This is a genomic window from Cohnella phaseoli (genome assembly GCF_003386235.1).
In the GTDB taxonomy this organism is placed as follows: Bacteria; Bacillota; Bacilli; order Paenibacillales; family Paenibacillaceae; genus Cohnella; species Cohnella phaseoli.
In genome coordinates this window covers 61982-76697 of the sequence record NZ_QRDZ01000035.1, presented here as the reverse complement: position 1 = coordinate 76697, position 14716 = coordinate 61982, and the positions used below count along the sequence as shown (strand labels likewise).

The window sequence follows — 14716 nt, the reverse complement described above, 5'->3', positions numbered from 1 at the left end:
CGCATTCTCCTTACTTAAAGGCGTTCTCACGCAGTTTGTCCAATTGGCCGAGCACGTCTTTGATTTTCGCTCCCATCAGGTAGTTGGGAACCATTTCGCCTTCGTAGTAGCTCTTCATCTTCGCTTCTTTCGTATGGAACTCGAACGGATACAGATCTTCCGTGAACGTCATGATCTGCTGCAGCACCGGATTCTCGACCTTGATCGTCCGATTCGCAGGCGGATAGCCGTGCGACAAGTGGATCGATTGGATATCCGAGCCGAGCAGCGTCTTCAGCACTTCCACGGCCGCGTCCGGATTGGCCGCGTTGGCCGGGATGAAATAACCGTTGGCTCCGCCCAGCAGCACCGTTTCCGGACCCATCGCCGGCCACTTCACGACCGTCACGCCGAACTCGGCTTTTTCCGAGATCGACAGAGCCGTTCCGGCCACTTCGGCCAGCATGCCGACTTTCCCTTGCAGGAACGCGGCGTTGATCTCGTCGCGAGTGATATTCAGAGCGCCTTCGCCCGGATACCAGTAACCTTTTTTATACAGATCTTTAATGTTGTTAAGGGCCGTTTCGTAGTAGCCGCTGTCGGTCGCGACTTCGCCTTTGGACAGCGCCTCAAGCTTGCCGTCTCCGTTCGCGAGGCTCATGACGCCTTGGCGAATCAACCAGCTTTGACGGTCGGGCTCGGAGCTGACGGCGAACGGGGAGACGCCTGTCTTCGTCTTGATCTGCTCGCAAGCCGCCATAAATTCCGCCCAAGTCATCTCTTGCTTCGGCTCTACGCCGGCTTTCTCGAAAATCTCGTTGTTAACGAGAATGACCGGATAAGCGCTTCCAAAAGGAACGTTGTAGTATTTGCCGTCGATCTTGCCCAGGTCGAGCAGCTCCGGCGTGAACGTGTTCTTCCACTCGCCGCCGTTCGCTTCGAGATAGGGCGTCAAGTCGAGCGCGAGCTTATCCTTGACGATGTTGGCCATGTTCTGTGGCCAGTAGAAATAGATGTCGGCGGGGCTTCCTCCCGCGATGCCGGTCCGGATCGACGTATCGATCGTTCCGGTGTCGACCGTCAGCAGCTCGATGTCGTATTGAGGCATCTTCTTCTGCAGCTCGGCGCCCATCTCCTCCATCGAGGTGTACGCCATGTTCATGCCGAAAAACTTGATTTTGACCGGTGCCGGGGCTTTCTCTCCGCCGGACGCGGACGGGCTTGCCGCCGGCTTGCTCGCGGCTCCGCTTGCCGCCGGTTCGTTGTTGTTCGCTCCTCCGCAGGCGCTGACGACAAGCGACAACGCCGTCGCGAGGGCGAGGCCGAATACTCTTTTCTTGGTCATGGGGTGGAACCTCCCTGATTGGTCGCGGTTTCATTAAGTTTCGGATCGACGTAATCGATCGCTTGCTCCAGCAGCTCGGCCGCTTCCCGGCCGTCCAGCTTGGAGGTGAGCAGCTCCGCCAATACCGTCTGCCGGTAGAGCGCGGGCGCGTCCATGTCCCTCTTGGACAGATGGGCCATGATCGTCGTGAAATTGTCGACGCCGTCGTCGTAGCTCATCAAGTCCTGAATCGAAGGCTGCGGCTCAATATCGTCCAGGATCGGAATCATCCCCGTATCGTCGCCGAGCAACTGCTGCGCTTCTCTGGAATTCAGGTATTTCAAGTACTCGACGGCTTGGTCGGGATACTTCGAGTTGCGGGAGACCGCATACGTCGTCCAGTTGTTGTAGCTGATCGGAGCGATGCGTTTGCCCTCCGGATTCGGCACGTAAAACTTCCCCACGTTCACTCCGCTGTTCTCATACAACAAATTGTTCCAGCTTCCGTCCACGATCATCGCGGCGTCGCCGTTCGTAAACGAGAGCTGCCAGCCGACTCTGTCCTGGGTCACGTAGTCGCGGCCGAAATAGCCTTTTTCCGCGAAATCGCGAAACGCTTGCAAGCCTTGAACGATCTCGGGATCCGTCAAGCGGACGCCGGACTTGTCGTTCATGAGCGCCTCCGATTGCTCGGGGGCGAACAGCGCCAGGAAAGCGTAGCTCAGCCACGAACGTTCCTTGTACTCCGTGCCGGGCATGGAGATCGGGGTTACGCCCCGGGACACCAGGACGTCGAGCAGCGAGACGAAATCGTCCCACGTGCGGGGAGGAGCAAGATCGTACTTCCGGAAAACGTCCTTGTTGTAGTAAACGAGCTGCGTGTCCATGAAAGCCGGCAACGAGGAATACAGCGTGCCATCGACCGTTCCGTATTGCACGGCCCCTTCCGGGAATCTTCGCAAGTCCAGCCCGTAATCGTCGAGCGGCAGCAAATATCCGTTCAGGGCGAGTTCTCTCATCTTGGTCGTTTTGTTCCCTTGGACGTAGAAGACGTCCGGGAGCTCGTTGGACAGGACGCCGAAATCGAGGCTTTCGGGCGTCTGGACGTACTTGTAATTAAGGCGAATGTTCGGATGAAGCCTCATGAAGTTCTCGTTGATGCGTCTGAACGAAGCTTCGAGCGCGACCTGGTTGCCCAGGTCCCCCCATACTTGCAGCGTGACCTGGGGACCCGCGGCTTTAGACGTCGCGTCCGGATCTCCGGCCCGCAAGGAATCCCCTTTCGAACAGCCGGCCGATAAGACGAAGGCCAGCAGCAGGAACGCCGCCGCATGTAATCGCTTGTTCATTGGACCGTACATAGACCACCACATTTCTTTTGTTTCCCGATGTCTTCGATTGTAAGTTCGAGCCGCGTTCCGTTCCATGCACAGTCCCCTCGCTTTGATGCCGGATATTCCGCTTCTGTCCCCGGCCGATTCCCGATTCTCCGATCTCATGCCCGAATCTACGATTTATGTTGGGCTTTGAATTCCGACACCGTCAGTCCCGTTGTTTTCTTGAACACTTTCACAAAATAGTTGGCGTTCACGTAACCGACCGTGGCGGCGATGTCCTCGGTCGAACGGTCGCCGCTCTTCAGCAGCTCTTTGGCTGCCGCGATCCGGACGCCGGCGACGTATTCCAAGAAAGTCATGCCGGTTTCCTGGCTGAAGCGCTGGCTGAAATAGTTTTCGCTCCAATAGACGTGTGCGGCCGCGGCCTCCAGGCGGATGGGCTCGGCGTAACGCTCGTTCACGTAGGCTTTGATCTTGACGAGCCATGCCTTGTTCGTCCGCACGGAAGCAATCAACGCATTCGTCCGTTCGAAGACGAGCCGGATCGCCGCGATCCAGCCGCTTTTGCGCTGTGGCCAGCCGATATGGCGCTCCAGCGGCCATAGATCGCCGAAATGCTGCTTGATCTTGTCGACGTCCAAGGCGTAATGCTCGATCAGGAAGTCGGTCGTCTGCGTCGCCAGCATGCCGCCAATTCGCAGCCAATCCCGCGGCCGTAAGAGCCCCGACTCTGAGGAAGGCAAATCGTCCAGCCAGGCGAGCAGCTCAGCGAACTTCTCTTGCTGCACGTACTTTTTCAGCGTTTTATAGAGGTCGAGCCATTGCTCTTCCGTATATTCCATCCACACGAACGCGCCGGCGTCGAGGGCGATGTCGCCGTCGCCGTAAAACAAAGAAGCCAGCGCATCCCCCGCCCCGCGGTACGTCGCTTCGTATTCCTCTAAAGGGCCCGGCCGGCCGATTCCGATCGCGAAGTCCGCGTTGCACTTCTGCCGCAGCGTGTCCAGCAGATTCTCGCAGAACGGCAAGACGTGCTCCCGCAGCGTCATCTGCCCCTTCGGAAACTCTCCCGCGTAAAATAAAGCATGAACGACGGAACCTCTCGCCCCGAGATACTCGGTGTAACGGTAACGCTCCAGCTCCTCTTGCACGAGGAAAGAATAGGACGGCGGGAGACTCTCGTCCCGCCAAGCCGGGCCGATCGGGCGGATCGTCATCCAGCACGCGTAAGGCCCCAGCTCCGCAACTTGCTTCTCGAGCTCGCGAAACGCTCCCGGCGAGACCGGCCCCTCGGGGCCCGCTGTCCGAGTCGCCGCAGCGATCAGCTCCTCCTTCTCCTTTTTCAGCTGCTGGCTGATCGCCCGCTCTTCTTCTCCGCCGCGTCCGTTCTCTTCGATCTTCAGCCCGTCGAGCATGCGGATCAACTCCTCGGGCTCGAGCCGGTGCTTCTGGATGTAATCCTGCACGCCCAGCTTGATGGCCGTGCGCGTATATTCGAAATCGTCGTAGCTGCTTAAGATGACGATCGGAACGCGCGGCGAGATTTGCCTAACGTTCTTGATAAACTCCAAGCCGTCCATGACGGGCATGCGAATATCGGTCAGGATCGCGTCGGGCATCGCGCGCATGCAGGCGTCGAGCGCTTCCCGGCCGTTATGGTATACGCCGGACACGGAGTAGCCGTAGTCCTCCCATGGAATGATCGACTGCAAGCCGACGCGGACCAACGATTCGTCATCCACGATGATGATGGTTTTCATTATCCGTTCTCTCCTCGTATTTAAGAGTCGCTTCGATCGTCGTTCCCCGGCCGGGATCGCTGTCGATCGTCATGCCGTAAGGATAGCCGTAATGGGCGACGATCCGCTCGTGTACGTTCAGTATGCCAATGTGCTCCGTCGTTCCCTTCGGCGCAGCGCCGCTCAACTGCCGCCGGATCTCGGCCAGCTTGTCCGGGGCGATGCCGATGCCGTTGTCTTCCACCGTCAGCTTAAGAACGCTTCCGCGGATCGAAGCGCGCACCGTGATCTGGCCCATCCGGTCGAGCGGCTCCAATCCGTGCAAGAGCGCGTTCTCGACTAACGGCTGGATGATGAACTTCGGAACCGAGGCGTCCAGCGCCCGCTCCTCGAGGTCCGTCGCGTAGCCGAATTGACGATAGCGAATTTTCTGGATCGAGATGTAGTCATCGAGTTTCGATGCATCTTCCCGGAGCGTCGCCAGCTCGTTGGCGTCGCGCAGCGTGTAGTTCAGCAAGCTGGACAACGAATCCACGATCGCCTTGATGTTGTTTTGCTTCTGCAAGATGGCGAGCCAGCGGATCGAATTAAGCGTGTTATACAAAAAATGCGGCGACAGTTGCTTGCGCAGCGCCTCGATCTCCGCGGCGCGTTTCTTCTGCTCCTGACTGACCGTCTGCTGGATCAACTGCTCGATCTCGTACATGACGGAGACGAAAATATCGTTCATCTCCCGGATTTCTATCGCGCCCTTGAACTTCGCGAGCTTGCGCGGACTGGCGGACTGAATGCCGGACATCATATTGTTCATGAGTTTGCGAATCGGATTGACGACGTCGATCGCCAGGTAGCGGGTGACGACGAGCCCGAACACGAACACGACCAAGATGATGAGGATCGTCAACCGGATCATCCGGTTGATCTGGGCGTACAGGTCGTCCATCTTCAAGGAGGCCGATAACGCCCAATCCTCCCGGATATCGGAATAGTCGAGGTGCAGGTCCTGGTAGCTTCCCGCGTCCTCCTCGCCGTTGCCATTGTCTACGAGAATGCGTCCGTCCGCCGTCTGCAGCCGAAGCAACGCGTTCTGGTCGAGCTTCGTCTGGTTGAAGATCGACCGTACCGCCTCGACGTCGACAACGATCGTCAGAAAGCCGACCTCGTTCAGCTTGCCGTCCCGCACCCAGCGGCCGACCCGGAAAGCTTCGAACTGCTGGAAGCCGTTCGAGAACCGGGCGGGCTCGAACCAGACGGCGCCGCCCCGGTTGTTGCGGACGGCCCGCTTATATTCTGGGTCGCGAATGCGGTACTGGCTCACCTCGTTCTCGTTGTAGAGATACGTGTCGTCGCCCGTATCCAGCACCATCGCGACGATAAATTCGTTCATGTTGTTGTTAAGCCAATAATGGTTCATCCAATTTTTGATCGCCATCGTTTTGTCGAGCTGTTCGTAAGTCGACACGTCCGTTCGGCCGACCAACTCCAGCAGCTCTGCGTCGGTGATCATCTGCTTGCCGAGATCTTCGATGGAGGACAGCCGGTAATCCATCTGCTCGACCATCAAGCCGACGAGGTCGCCGGCGTAATCTCGGGAAGCTTGCTTGCTGGAAGCGGTATAGCTGTTCATCAGCAACAGGGACCCTAGCAACGTCGGGATAACGATCAGCGGCATGTACACGAGCACAAGCTTTCGGGGCAATCGGATCCCGCTCCAATATTTTCTGAACCATTTCACGAAGGTTAACCTCGCTTTTGTTAGGATATACGACTCATTTCGACATATCTCGTTAAAATCTTCGGATGTATTCACCCATTTTAAGTCTAGAACAATAGAAACTTCAATTGTATTCGCAATGTACTGATGGCTAAAGACTTTAGGTATTTGTGCAATTTCGGGCAAATACACCTTCGGCGTCCTTTGACGCTGAAGTAGCAAGGGAAGCCGTGCCTAACTTATCTGTCGCTATCGTCATTCGCGACATCCGAACTGCCGAATATTGGAACGAGGGCGTGATCGCGACCGATTAGTTGCCTGCATTCTCTTCAATCGACAACGAAATCACATAGCTGGAAATGCCATCAGCCGCTACAAACCTTGTAACTACCAAAATAGCACAACGAGGCTGCCGATCCGTGTCGGCAGCCTCCAGTAAGACAAAGGTCGCGAAGAATCATTCGTGACCTTTATTTTAGTAACTTTTTGATTTGCCTTTGGACCTTCTCCGCGACGGGTAACAAGACGTTACCTTCTAAAGCGGTTACCGTTACCACTCTTAACTCCGAGTTATAAGCCGCTACTTTCTTTACATTCACAATCGTTCCTCGATCCAACTGCAAAAAGCCTTTGTTTTGCAAAAAGGCTGCCCAATCCTTCGTTGAGTATTTCGGTGCCAGAGAGCCATTGAGTTAATGAGTGAGAGCCACCGTGTTAACCAAATAGAGCCACTATGTTAATCGCGAGAGCCACCCTCGGTTTCCTCCGTTAAAATGGATGGATGCGTGGCCGAAATCGGAGCGCAAATATCCAACGGGAGGTCCCCGAATGACCAAGTATCGAGATATTCTACGGCTGAGCAGCATGGGGCTCAGCCAGCGGAGCATTGCATCAAGCTGTCAGTGCTCGCGAAACACCGTCTCCGAGGTGTTGAACCGTGCGATGGAAAAGGAGTTGGCGTGGCCGCTGCCGGAAGATGTGGCAGACGACGATCTGCAGTATCTTTTGTTCCCCGAGAAAGCACAAGTCTCTTCACGCAAGATCCCGGATTGCGAATATCTTCATCGGGAATTGGCGAAGAGCGGCGTTACGCTCTGCTTGCTGTGGCATGAGTATTGTGAGTCATGTCGGCTTAGTCGCGAAATCCCCTTGAAGTACACCCAGTTTTGCAATTACTACCGGAAGTACGCTGCCACAACCAAAGCGACAATGCATATCCAGCGAAAGCCTGGTGAGCAAATGGAGGTGGATTGGGCCCGGCAAACCGCGACGATCGTGGATGCCGAAACGGGCGAGATGCTGCCTGTGTACATCTTTGTCGCCGCGCTCTCCAGCAGCCAGTATGCCTATGTGGAAGGCTTCCTGTCCCAAAGTCAGGAAAGCTGGACGACTGCCCACGTCCATGCGTTTGCACACTTCGGCGGCGTGACGAAAATCCTCGTGCCGGACAACCTCAAAACCGGTGTTGAAAAATCCTCATGGTATTCTCCCGTTATTAACAAGACGTATCATGAAATGGCGGAGCACTACGGTACGGCCGTCATCCCTGCCCGTGTCTGCAAACCCAAGGACAAAGCCAGCGTCGAAGGAACCGTCGGGAACGTCTCCACCTGGATTCTGGCTGCTTTGCGTCAGCAAACGTTCTTTACGTTGACGGAGCTGAACGTGGCCATTTTGAGAAACTGACGGCATTCAATAAACGACCGTTTCAGAGGTGGCTCTGCCCATTAACACGGTGGCTCTATTTCATTAACAGCGTGGCTCTCACACATTAACTCAGCGGCTCCACCGCACTGAAAAATTCATTGACCCCGCATCACAAACGAAGCTGTGGAGTTGGAACCGTCGTGGGACTGCCGGCTAGAATAGACCATGAGAGGAGCAGATATGAAACCTGTTATCGGAATCGATGTAGCAAAAGGAATGTCGGTCGTTCAAGCCTTCTTAAGACGCAATGCCCCGCATGGCCGTGATGAACGAATTATGCACACCCCTAAGGGGGTTGAACGATTACATGTGTTAGCCTCCCTACTAGAAACGAAAACCGGAATACGACCGAGTGTTATTTTGGAACCAACGGGACATTACCATCGCGTACTCGTTGCGTATCTTTAAGGACAAGACCTCGAAGTGATTTTGGTTAATCCTTTGCAAGCGCAAAGGGCCAGAAGAACAGGCCTACGCAAAGTAAAAACGGACGCTTCAGATGCTTGGCACTTAGGGGATCTATTCTACTAGGAAGAGAACTGGAAGGCTCAATCGATTCGTCAAGAACGGTTTCTCGATCTGCAGTTCTTAACCAGGCAACACAAATTTCTTACGAGCCTGTACGTGCAAGCTAAGCTCAATATACGGTGGTTGGTGGATCAGGTATTTCCAAACTATTCGGGGGTATTCAGGGATCTTTTTTCTAAAACGTCATTGCGTTTTTTGGAGTTGTACCTTTCATCAGAAGGGATATCGGAGCAAAGTGACGAGCTTTGGGCAAAAGCAATTCGAGAGTCCACGAAAGCCTCCAGATCGAAAGCGTGGGTACAAAAGAAGACTGAACTGCTAAAGACAGCGGTGTCGCTTAATCCTGTGGGGAAGGTCACTTATGGATTAGAGACCGTATTGCGTAGCATGCTGGCAACGAGAGAGCTTCAAGATTAGGTAGCAGCGCTTGAAGAACTCATCTTGGAGCTAACTGAAACGATTCCGGAAGTGAAGCTTATTGAATCGTTTCCAGGTATTGGTACAAAACTGTCAGCGGAAATTGTTGCTAAAATTGGAAACGCATCGCAGTGCAGTCATCCGAAGCAAGTCGTGGCATTCGCCGGTTTAGATCCTAGTGTATTTAGTTTAGGTAAATTTATAGCGAGCGAAAACCGCATTACTAAACGGGGATCCTAAAGCTTGAGACGTGCTTCTTACTTGGCTGTAACCTGTGGTTTACGTGGTGATCTTAACGTCTATATAAGGGAGTATTATGACAAGAAAAAAGTGAGGGCAAGCCCCATAAAGTAGCTGTAATCGCTTGCGCCAACAAGTTGCTTCATCACGTCTACGCTATGCTAAAAAAAGGGCAGCCCTACACTTTATATATCCGCATTACCACAAACAATATAGCAATTTTTTCCCGTTCGACTAACCCAACTGTTGACAATGTATTAGCTGGTTTTGTTTTAATGTACTTTTTTAGTGACTCTTGGAAGGAAGATCCTCTCATGACTTTACGGAGACTTGCTTCCTCTCTTTCCGTTCAAAATGAAGGTGTAAACAATATAAATTGTCAAGCGGTGCAGAAGGCTGCGATGCTCGGAATCGAGATCAAATCTTAAGCTGAAGAAAAGCTTACTCAGTTAAGAAGTTTGTTTTAACTTCGAGGTGCCTATACTCAGAGCAACAGTGATACTGATTTAAGGTACAGTTTACCGTATCATCATTATAGGGCAAACTAGTAAGGCACCCAACCGGACGCCTTTTCAGGTTCTTATTGTCGCTCCTTTGCCAGTTGGATAAACGAACTCAAATCCATCAGCCAATCTTGCTGGCAGGGCTTGTAGGTTTCATGAAGCCGTTTAGGTAAGATAAGTTGCAAGTTACTCGCCTGCATTTCATCAGTTTGATTTTCACTGATCCCCGGTTCAAGAGTAAACAGATGTTTATTATGAATTCGCTGTGCTTCAGCCAATACCTGCCGCCATCTGTCTTTACAAGTGGACTTGACTCCCAACATAGTCAGTCTTGATGCTGGAAACAACATGTCACGATAATTGTAAATATGAGGGAATAAAAAATCCGGCTTGGACTTATTTTCTGTTACTGCCGTCCGGGAATAGGTAAGGTGATGTGCCTTAAAGATTTCCTCCAAATGATTTTCCAAAGCATACCCTACTCTAGATTTTCTTCGGTTATGGACGCTAAGCGAAAATTGAATGAAACCTTCGACATCAATATTCTCATCATCTAGAAAGCCTGCTTCTAACCTTTTGGCCACAATATGACGCTCAAGTCGTTTGAACAACTTCTCTTCCTGCTCGATCCATTTAAGCAAGGTTTGATCCGGTTCTTCATAAGGTGATACATCCCTGAGGCTCCTTCTGGCCAAGTCCGAAAAGACGGATGTACTTGGAAAACCGTCATCAAAGTATGGTTCAAGTAAACTATCCAAGCAGCCACTGTCAGGTTCCTCAATGACAATACCCATCTCTTCAAGTATATAGCGTACTGCAAAGTCTACTTCCTGATCATGGTCATCCTCAATAGCCTGAAAGTCGAAATTGAACCCTACTTGTTCTACACCAAATAGCCAAAGCAGTTGGCTTTCCAATGTACTGCCGAAAGGCACCAGAATCATATAGATTTCACCATCTGGGCGCTTAGCTACAATCACCATGTCTGATTCTCTTGCCTGATCCATGACCTCATTGCTCTTGAAGTATAATCTATATTCGGATCGGGTAGGATGAGCCTCCCGAGCATCATACCATGTCAAATGGCCCTCGCATGAAAATCCTTCATTCTCCCCGGCGAGCCACAAAAAATGAGCCTCAAGCGAAGAAATACGATTATCTCCGAAAATTGTACGCAATGGTCTGCTACCGTTGAATTCATGCTGATGAGATATATCAGTATTAACTTCTACCGCACTGAGCCTCTTGATTGCGATACCTTCAAAATACTGTGAAAGAAATCCTCTCTGCATATATAACACCACCACCACAAATCATGTTTTATCAGCATTGTCCGCCGATTTCCAAATAAGCCATATCCGTCGTATGCAACCACTGGGCACAAAGTTCTACTACCTCTTCGCTCCCGATACGATGTTTCCCTTTTAATGAACACTCCCATACAATCCCGACTCTCCAGCCCATCTCCTGAAGGCGATCCAAGCTCTCCCGGTCCAACTCCATATTCCGATTAATCTTTTTATTCCAGAACTCCTCGTTCGATGAAGGCCATTTAAATAGGTGACAAGAGTGTCCATGCCAAAAACAGCCATGGGCAAAAATGACCGCCTTGTATCGAGGAAAGACCATATCCGGCTTTCCTGGTAAATCTGGATCATGTAGTCTGTATCGAAAACCAAGCTTGTGAAGTCCTCGTCTCAGAATTACCTCCGGCTTGGTGTCCTTTCCCTTTATTCCAGACATCATTCGACTTCTCGTCTCGGGTGACACAATGTCAGCCATATACTTCAACCTTCTCAAATAGTATCTCAAGCTGATTCATGTCTTTAGCAGTCCGCATCATCTTGAAGATGTAAGGGAGCATATGCGATGCAACTGCCTCAACAACTGGCACCGCAACTGAATTTCCGAACTGCTTGTACGCTTGGGTGTCTGAAACGGGAATTACAAAAGATCGTTGGCCAAGTTTGTCAAACCCCATCAGTCTTGCACATTCACGAGGAGTTAGCCGTCGTGGATTTCTGCCTTCTTGGCGAATCAATATTTCCGAGCCGTCTTTGTAATATCTTGCTGACAATGTACGAGCAACATCATCAGGGCCAAACAAACCATATCCAAAGCCATTACCTTTTGCCTTATGCTTTTCTGCATAATTCTTAAGGTATTCCCACAGTCGATCACTCAACGTATATTTGGCAGCCACTCTACCTTCTGGTCCCTCTGTAAACGGCGGTTCAGGTAATTCAGTCCCGTTCTCAAAATGCAGAATTGAACCTAGTTTCGGTCTAGTATCAGGAATTTTCAAGTCCTTGAAAGCGAAGCTGACATCATCCCGAAATCCAACAATGAATATACGTTCCCTGTGTTGAGGAACATAAGGTTTTGCATCAATAATTCTATAATCAACATGATAGCCAAGCTCTTCTTTTAATGTTTTCATGATTACCTTAAAGGTATTCCCCTTATCATGGCTAACCAGATTCTTTACATTCTCAAGAAGAAACGCTTTTGGTCTGTGACGTTCTATCATTTGCGCAACGTCAAAGAAAAGTGTACCTTGAGTAGCATCATAAAACCCATGCGGACGTCCCAACGAGTTCTTCTTGGACACCCCCGCGATGGAAAATGGCTGACACGGGAAACCCGCCACTAATACATCGTATTGAGGCATATTGTCCAGATCAACTTCACGAATATCACCATTCACCGGATGATCGCATTCATAGTTGGCTTGGTAAGTTTTTCTACATGCCAGATCCCATTCACTGGTGAATACACACTTGCCACCAATGGATTCAAATGCCTTTCGCAACCCCCCAATCCCTGCAAATAAATCAATGAATTTGAAATTATGTCCACTCTTGGATGGTTGGCCTGTATGTATACTATAAATAGTCTTTAGTTCTCTTATGAGACTTTTCTTCGGCAAAGATTCACCATTTTCCCAACGGTAGATAGTGCGTTCACTCTTCCCGAGAATTTCAGCAACTTCCTTAACGGAGTATCCCATTGTCTCTCTTATATAGGCAAATTCAGTATTCTTAAAAGTTTTCATTTAAGTGCCCTCCCTGTCAAAAATATTCCCCGGGGGAATGTTTTTGACATTAGAATACCATAGGCGAACACACTTTCGCAATTGATTTATTCCCTTTAGCCTGGTTGCCCTCTACGCTTCCTGGACAAAAATTTCGCACTACTTTCTTTTATGATTAGACTCACTATATCATTACTAAGACGAATATCAATAAGGGTCCCCCTATTGTTTATTTTTGGGAGTCTGTGGGCTGAAATATTACTATGATGAGACCTGCAAATCCCAGACCGCACCAAGGTATGATTGCATTTACCATTTCCTGTTAATCTTCAATTTCGATAAATTTAATATTGAGCAAATCATACATAATTTGTTTTTTTCCGGAGAAGGAGTTTAGTATTTCTTTTTGCAACAGAGACACAGATACTTTTTCGAACAGCCTATAGTTTTTCTTTTCAAGAAAACTCACAATTCTTCCTGAAATCAATTCAGCCGATTCATTTCTAAGTTCAAATTTCCCACTTTCAAAAGATAGACCTGTTAATTCACCTTCCATCTCAATTACTTTGGACGACTGCTCACCACTTTGCTTTATTACACCTACAGCATTATGGATTTGTATGCTATTCAATTTTGTTTCTTTGTATGTGTTGTTTGGACTAGCAAACTCAATTTTGGGCTCAATCTGGTGTTCATTGAAAGTCTCTAAAAGGTTTTTAAATAAAGTTACTGCTTTCGGCTTGAGAGTCTTTAATCTATTTTCAAGTTGTTCGGCATTTTTACTGCAGCCTAGCAAATCCAGAAAATCTCCTAAACTATTCGTCATCTCCGGTTCTTGAGCCAAGTCCCTTGTATTTTGGGACTTAATTCTTATCCCGAAAGAAGCTGCAAATAATGTTGTGACGTTTAGTGCATTATTTTTCCTGACCTGCTGCGGAGCCTTACTCTTACCTGACCATCTATTATCAAGAGCGTACATTAGTTGCTGGATTGTGGTTAGTGTTGAACCAAAGACCTCCAGATCCAACTCAGAAGAGAACTCATTATTAATTCTTAAGGACACGTCCAGTACATCTCTTTTGGTTTCCAAAGATTCTTGTAAAGTCGTATTTTTTCTTGGTGGTAGCTCAGCTATCTTTTTTCCTACTAAATATTCATTGGGAAGTTCTCTCAAATGTTTTGAGCGGTGGCTTACAGCAATTTCGTTTGATGAATATACATGATTAGTATTATTTTTCAATATTATTTTTACTTCTTTCGCCGGGAGATCTGCTTTGCTAATCTGATGTTGATCAATTTGTATTATCCGGGAAAGACCATCATCTTCATAATGAAGAAACGCTTTCCATAACCATCCCGACTCAGGATTTTGGAGGACGGCTTTAATTGAGATATTTCCGGTAACAATCTCATCCACTCGATTTTCGCTAATTTTTACGAAAAACCATTCGTCAAGGTTATTGTTCGAATCAATAAAATAAGCCAAAAAAAGAGAGTTTTTTTCATCTTTGCAAATAAATATTTTGGGTTCATCAATAAATAGGAGAACGTCGGTTATGAACAGCTCGCCCAAAGGCGTTATTACAGAATCAAAATCCACGGGAAACTCCCCCAGTAACTTTAAATGACAGACTAGGAACCACGCCCAAATAAGGCCACCAACTTATATGAGATTCACCTATCGGACCAGGAGTACTCTTTATTCTTCCACATGTTGGGGTGATTACACCTTCAGCTACAAATCTCGAAGCTGCAAACCTTTCACTCATTCCACTTAGGGCTGTTTCTGCTTCCTTTAAATCTGTAAGTACAGATAAAGCGAGCGATTTGCAATATGTTTCTGGTTTTTTCTTGAAATAACTCTTTTGAGGGTTTAAACCAACAGGCCGGAAATCATTTTCGCTTGGAATATCATGCGCTACAAAACGATACACCGTGAGATTCTCATTAACACAGTGAGCGCCTTCAAGAGGACAGAATTTCGGTAACTCGACATAATATTTCTCTGTCTCTTCTAGTAACAAAATCATCATTCCTATTCATCAATTATATTCTAAAATCAATAGGTCCATACATGTACTTCAAGCATTAAAATACTTCATACCCGATTTCTAAAGAAGGCGAATATTTCCTTTGATTTGAGGAAGCATTGTATGAACCTATTCCAAAAAAAATGTAATCGGTTTACAAAGTA

12 protein-coding genes are annotated in these 14716 nt (G+C 49.3%); 2 read left to right on the top strand and 10 right to left on the bottom strand.

Going from position 1 to position 14716, the window contains the following annotated elements; all coding sequences use genetic code 11:
* Positions 1 to 10: 10 nt before the first annotated feature.
* The 5 genes from DFP98_RS31645 to DFP98_RS40345 form a co-directional block, all read right to left on the bottom strand.
* On the bottom strand, positions 11 to 1324 hold the full coding sequence (locus tag DFP98_RS31645) for an ABC transporter substrate-binding protein (protein ID WP_116064638.1): 1314 nt from the start codon (positions 1322 to 1324) through the stop codon (positions 11 to 13).
* Positions 1321 to 2676: an ABC transporter substrate-binding protein gene (locus DFP98_RS31640; RefSeq protein WP_220377201.1), complete on the bottom strand. Its 1356-nt coding sequence runs from the start codon at positions 2674 to 2676 to the stop codon at positions 1321 to 1323. Before DFP98_RS31640 ends, DFP98_RS31645 begins: the two co-directional genes overlap by 4 nt.
* Positions 2677 to 2810: 134 nt before the next feature.
* Positions 2811 to 4400, bottom strand: a complete 1590-nt coding sequence (locus DFP98_RS31635; RefSeq protein WP_116064636.1) for a response regulator transcription factor — start codon at positions 4398 to 4400, stop codon at positions 2811 to 2813.
* A complete protein-coding gene (locus DFP98_RS31630) occupies positions 4375 to 6114 on the bottom strand; it encodes a cache domain-containing sensor histidine kinase (RefSeq protein ID WP_116064635.1) in 1740 nt (579 codons plus the stop codon). Before DFP98_RS31630 ends, DFP98_RS31635 begins: the two co-directional genes overlap by 26 nt.
* 449 nt (positions 6115 to 6563) lie before the next feature.
* Positions 6564 to 6773 (bottom strand): LytTR family transcriptional regulator DNA-binding domain-containing protein, encoded by a 210-nt coding sequence (locus DFP98_RS40345; protein WP_116064634.1) that lies wholly within the window; start codon positions 6771 to 6773, stop codon positions 6564 to 6566.
* A 148-nt stretch (positions 6774 to 6921) separates the two neighbouring features.
* Between DFP98_RS40345 and istA the strand changes: the two genes are divergently transcribed.
* Positions 6922 to 7779 (top strand): IS21 family transposase, encoded by an 858-nt coding sequence (gene istA, locus DFP98_RS31620; protein ID WP_220377200.1) that lies wholly within the window; start codon positions 6922 to 6924, stop codon positions 7777 to 7779.
* Between the two features lie 990 nt (positions 7780 to 8769).
* Complete coding sequence (locus DFP98_RS39925; protein WP_246016920.1) at positions 8770 to 8985, top strand: IS110 family transposase; 216 nt, start codon at positions 8770 to 8772, stop codon at positions 8983 to 8985.
* Positions 8986 to 9565: 580 nt separating this feature from the next.
* On the opposite strand, the gene DFP98_RS31610 is transcribed toward DFP98_RS39925, so the two are convergent.
* The 5 genes from DFP98_RS31610 to DFP98_RS38770 form a co-directional block, all read right to left on the bottom strand.
* Positions 9566 to 10780: a type II restriction endonuclease gene (locus DFP98_RS31610; RefSeq protein WP_116064633.1), complete on the bottom strand. Its 1215-nt coding sequence runs from the start codon at positions 10778 to 10780 to the stop codon at positions 9566 to 9568.
* A gap of 31 nt (positions 10781 to 10811) precedes the next feature.
* Entirely contained in the window at positions 10812 to 11231 is a 420-nt protein-coding gene (locus DFP98_RS31605) for a very short patch repair endonuclease (protein ID WP_246016924.1), read from the bottom strand.
* A 31-nt stretch (positions 11232 to 11262) separates the two neighbouring features.
* Positions 11263 to 12543: a DNA (cytosine-5-)-methyltransferase gene (dcm, locus tag DFP98_RS31600; protein WP_116064631.1), complete on the bottom strand. Its 1281-nt coding sequence runs from the start codon at positions 12541 to 12543 to the stop codon at positions 11263 to 11265.
* A gap of 301 nt (positions 12544 to 12844) precedes the next feature.
* Positions 12845 to 14122, bottom strand: a complete 1278-nt coding sequence (locus tag DFP98_RS31595) for a DUF6575 domain-containing protein (RefSeq protein WP_116064630.1) — start codon at positions 14120 to 14122, stop codon at positions 12845 to 12847.
* Positions 14112 to 14555, bottom strand: a complete 444-nt coding sequence (locus tag DFP98_RS38770; protein WP_147310314.1) for a hypothetical protein — start codon at positions 14553 to 14555, stop codon at positions 14112 to 14114. Before DFP98_RS38770 ends, DFP98_RS31595 begins: the two co-directional genes overlap by 11 nt.
* Positions 14556 to 14716: the final 161 nt, after the last annotated feature.

Coding starts and splice junctions, on each gene's coding strand:
- DFP98_RS31635 (WP_116064636.1), bottom strand. CDS start 4,400: ATGAAAACCATCATCATCGTGGATGACGAATCGTTGGTCCGCGTCGGC.
- DFP98_RS31610 (WP_116064633.1), bottom strand. CDS start 10,780: ATGCAGAGAGGATTTCTTTCACAGTATTTTGAAGGTATCGCAATCAAG.
- DFP98_RS31605 (WP_246016924.1), bottom strand. CDS start 11,231: ATGTCTGGAATAAAGGGAAAGGACACCAAGCCGGAGGTAATTCTGAGA.
- istA (WP_220377200.1), top strand. CDS start 6,922: ATGACCAAGTATCGAGATATTCTACGGCTGAGCAGCATGGGGCTCAGC.
- dcm (WP_116064631.1), bottom strand. CDS start 12,543: ATGAAAACTTTTAAGAATACTGAATTTGCCTATATAAGAGAGACAATG.
- DFP98_RS31645 (WP_116064638.1), bottom strand. CDS start 1,324: ATGACCAAGAAAAGAGTATTCGGCCTCGCCCTCGCGACGGCGTTGTCG.
- DFP98_RS38770 (WP_147310314.1), bottom strand. CDS start 14,555: ATGATGATTTTGTTACTAGAAGAGACAGAGAAATATTATGTCGAGTTA.
- DFP98_RS31640 (WP_220377201.1), bottom strand. CDS start 2,676: ATGTGGTGGTCTATGTACGGTCCAATGAACAAGCGATTACATGCGGCG.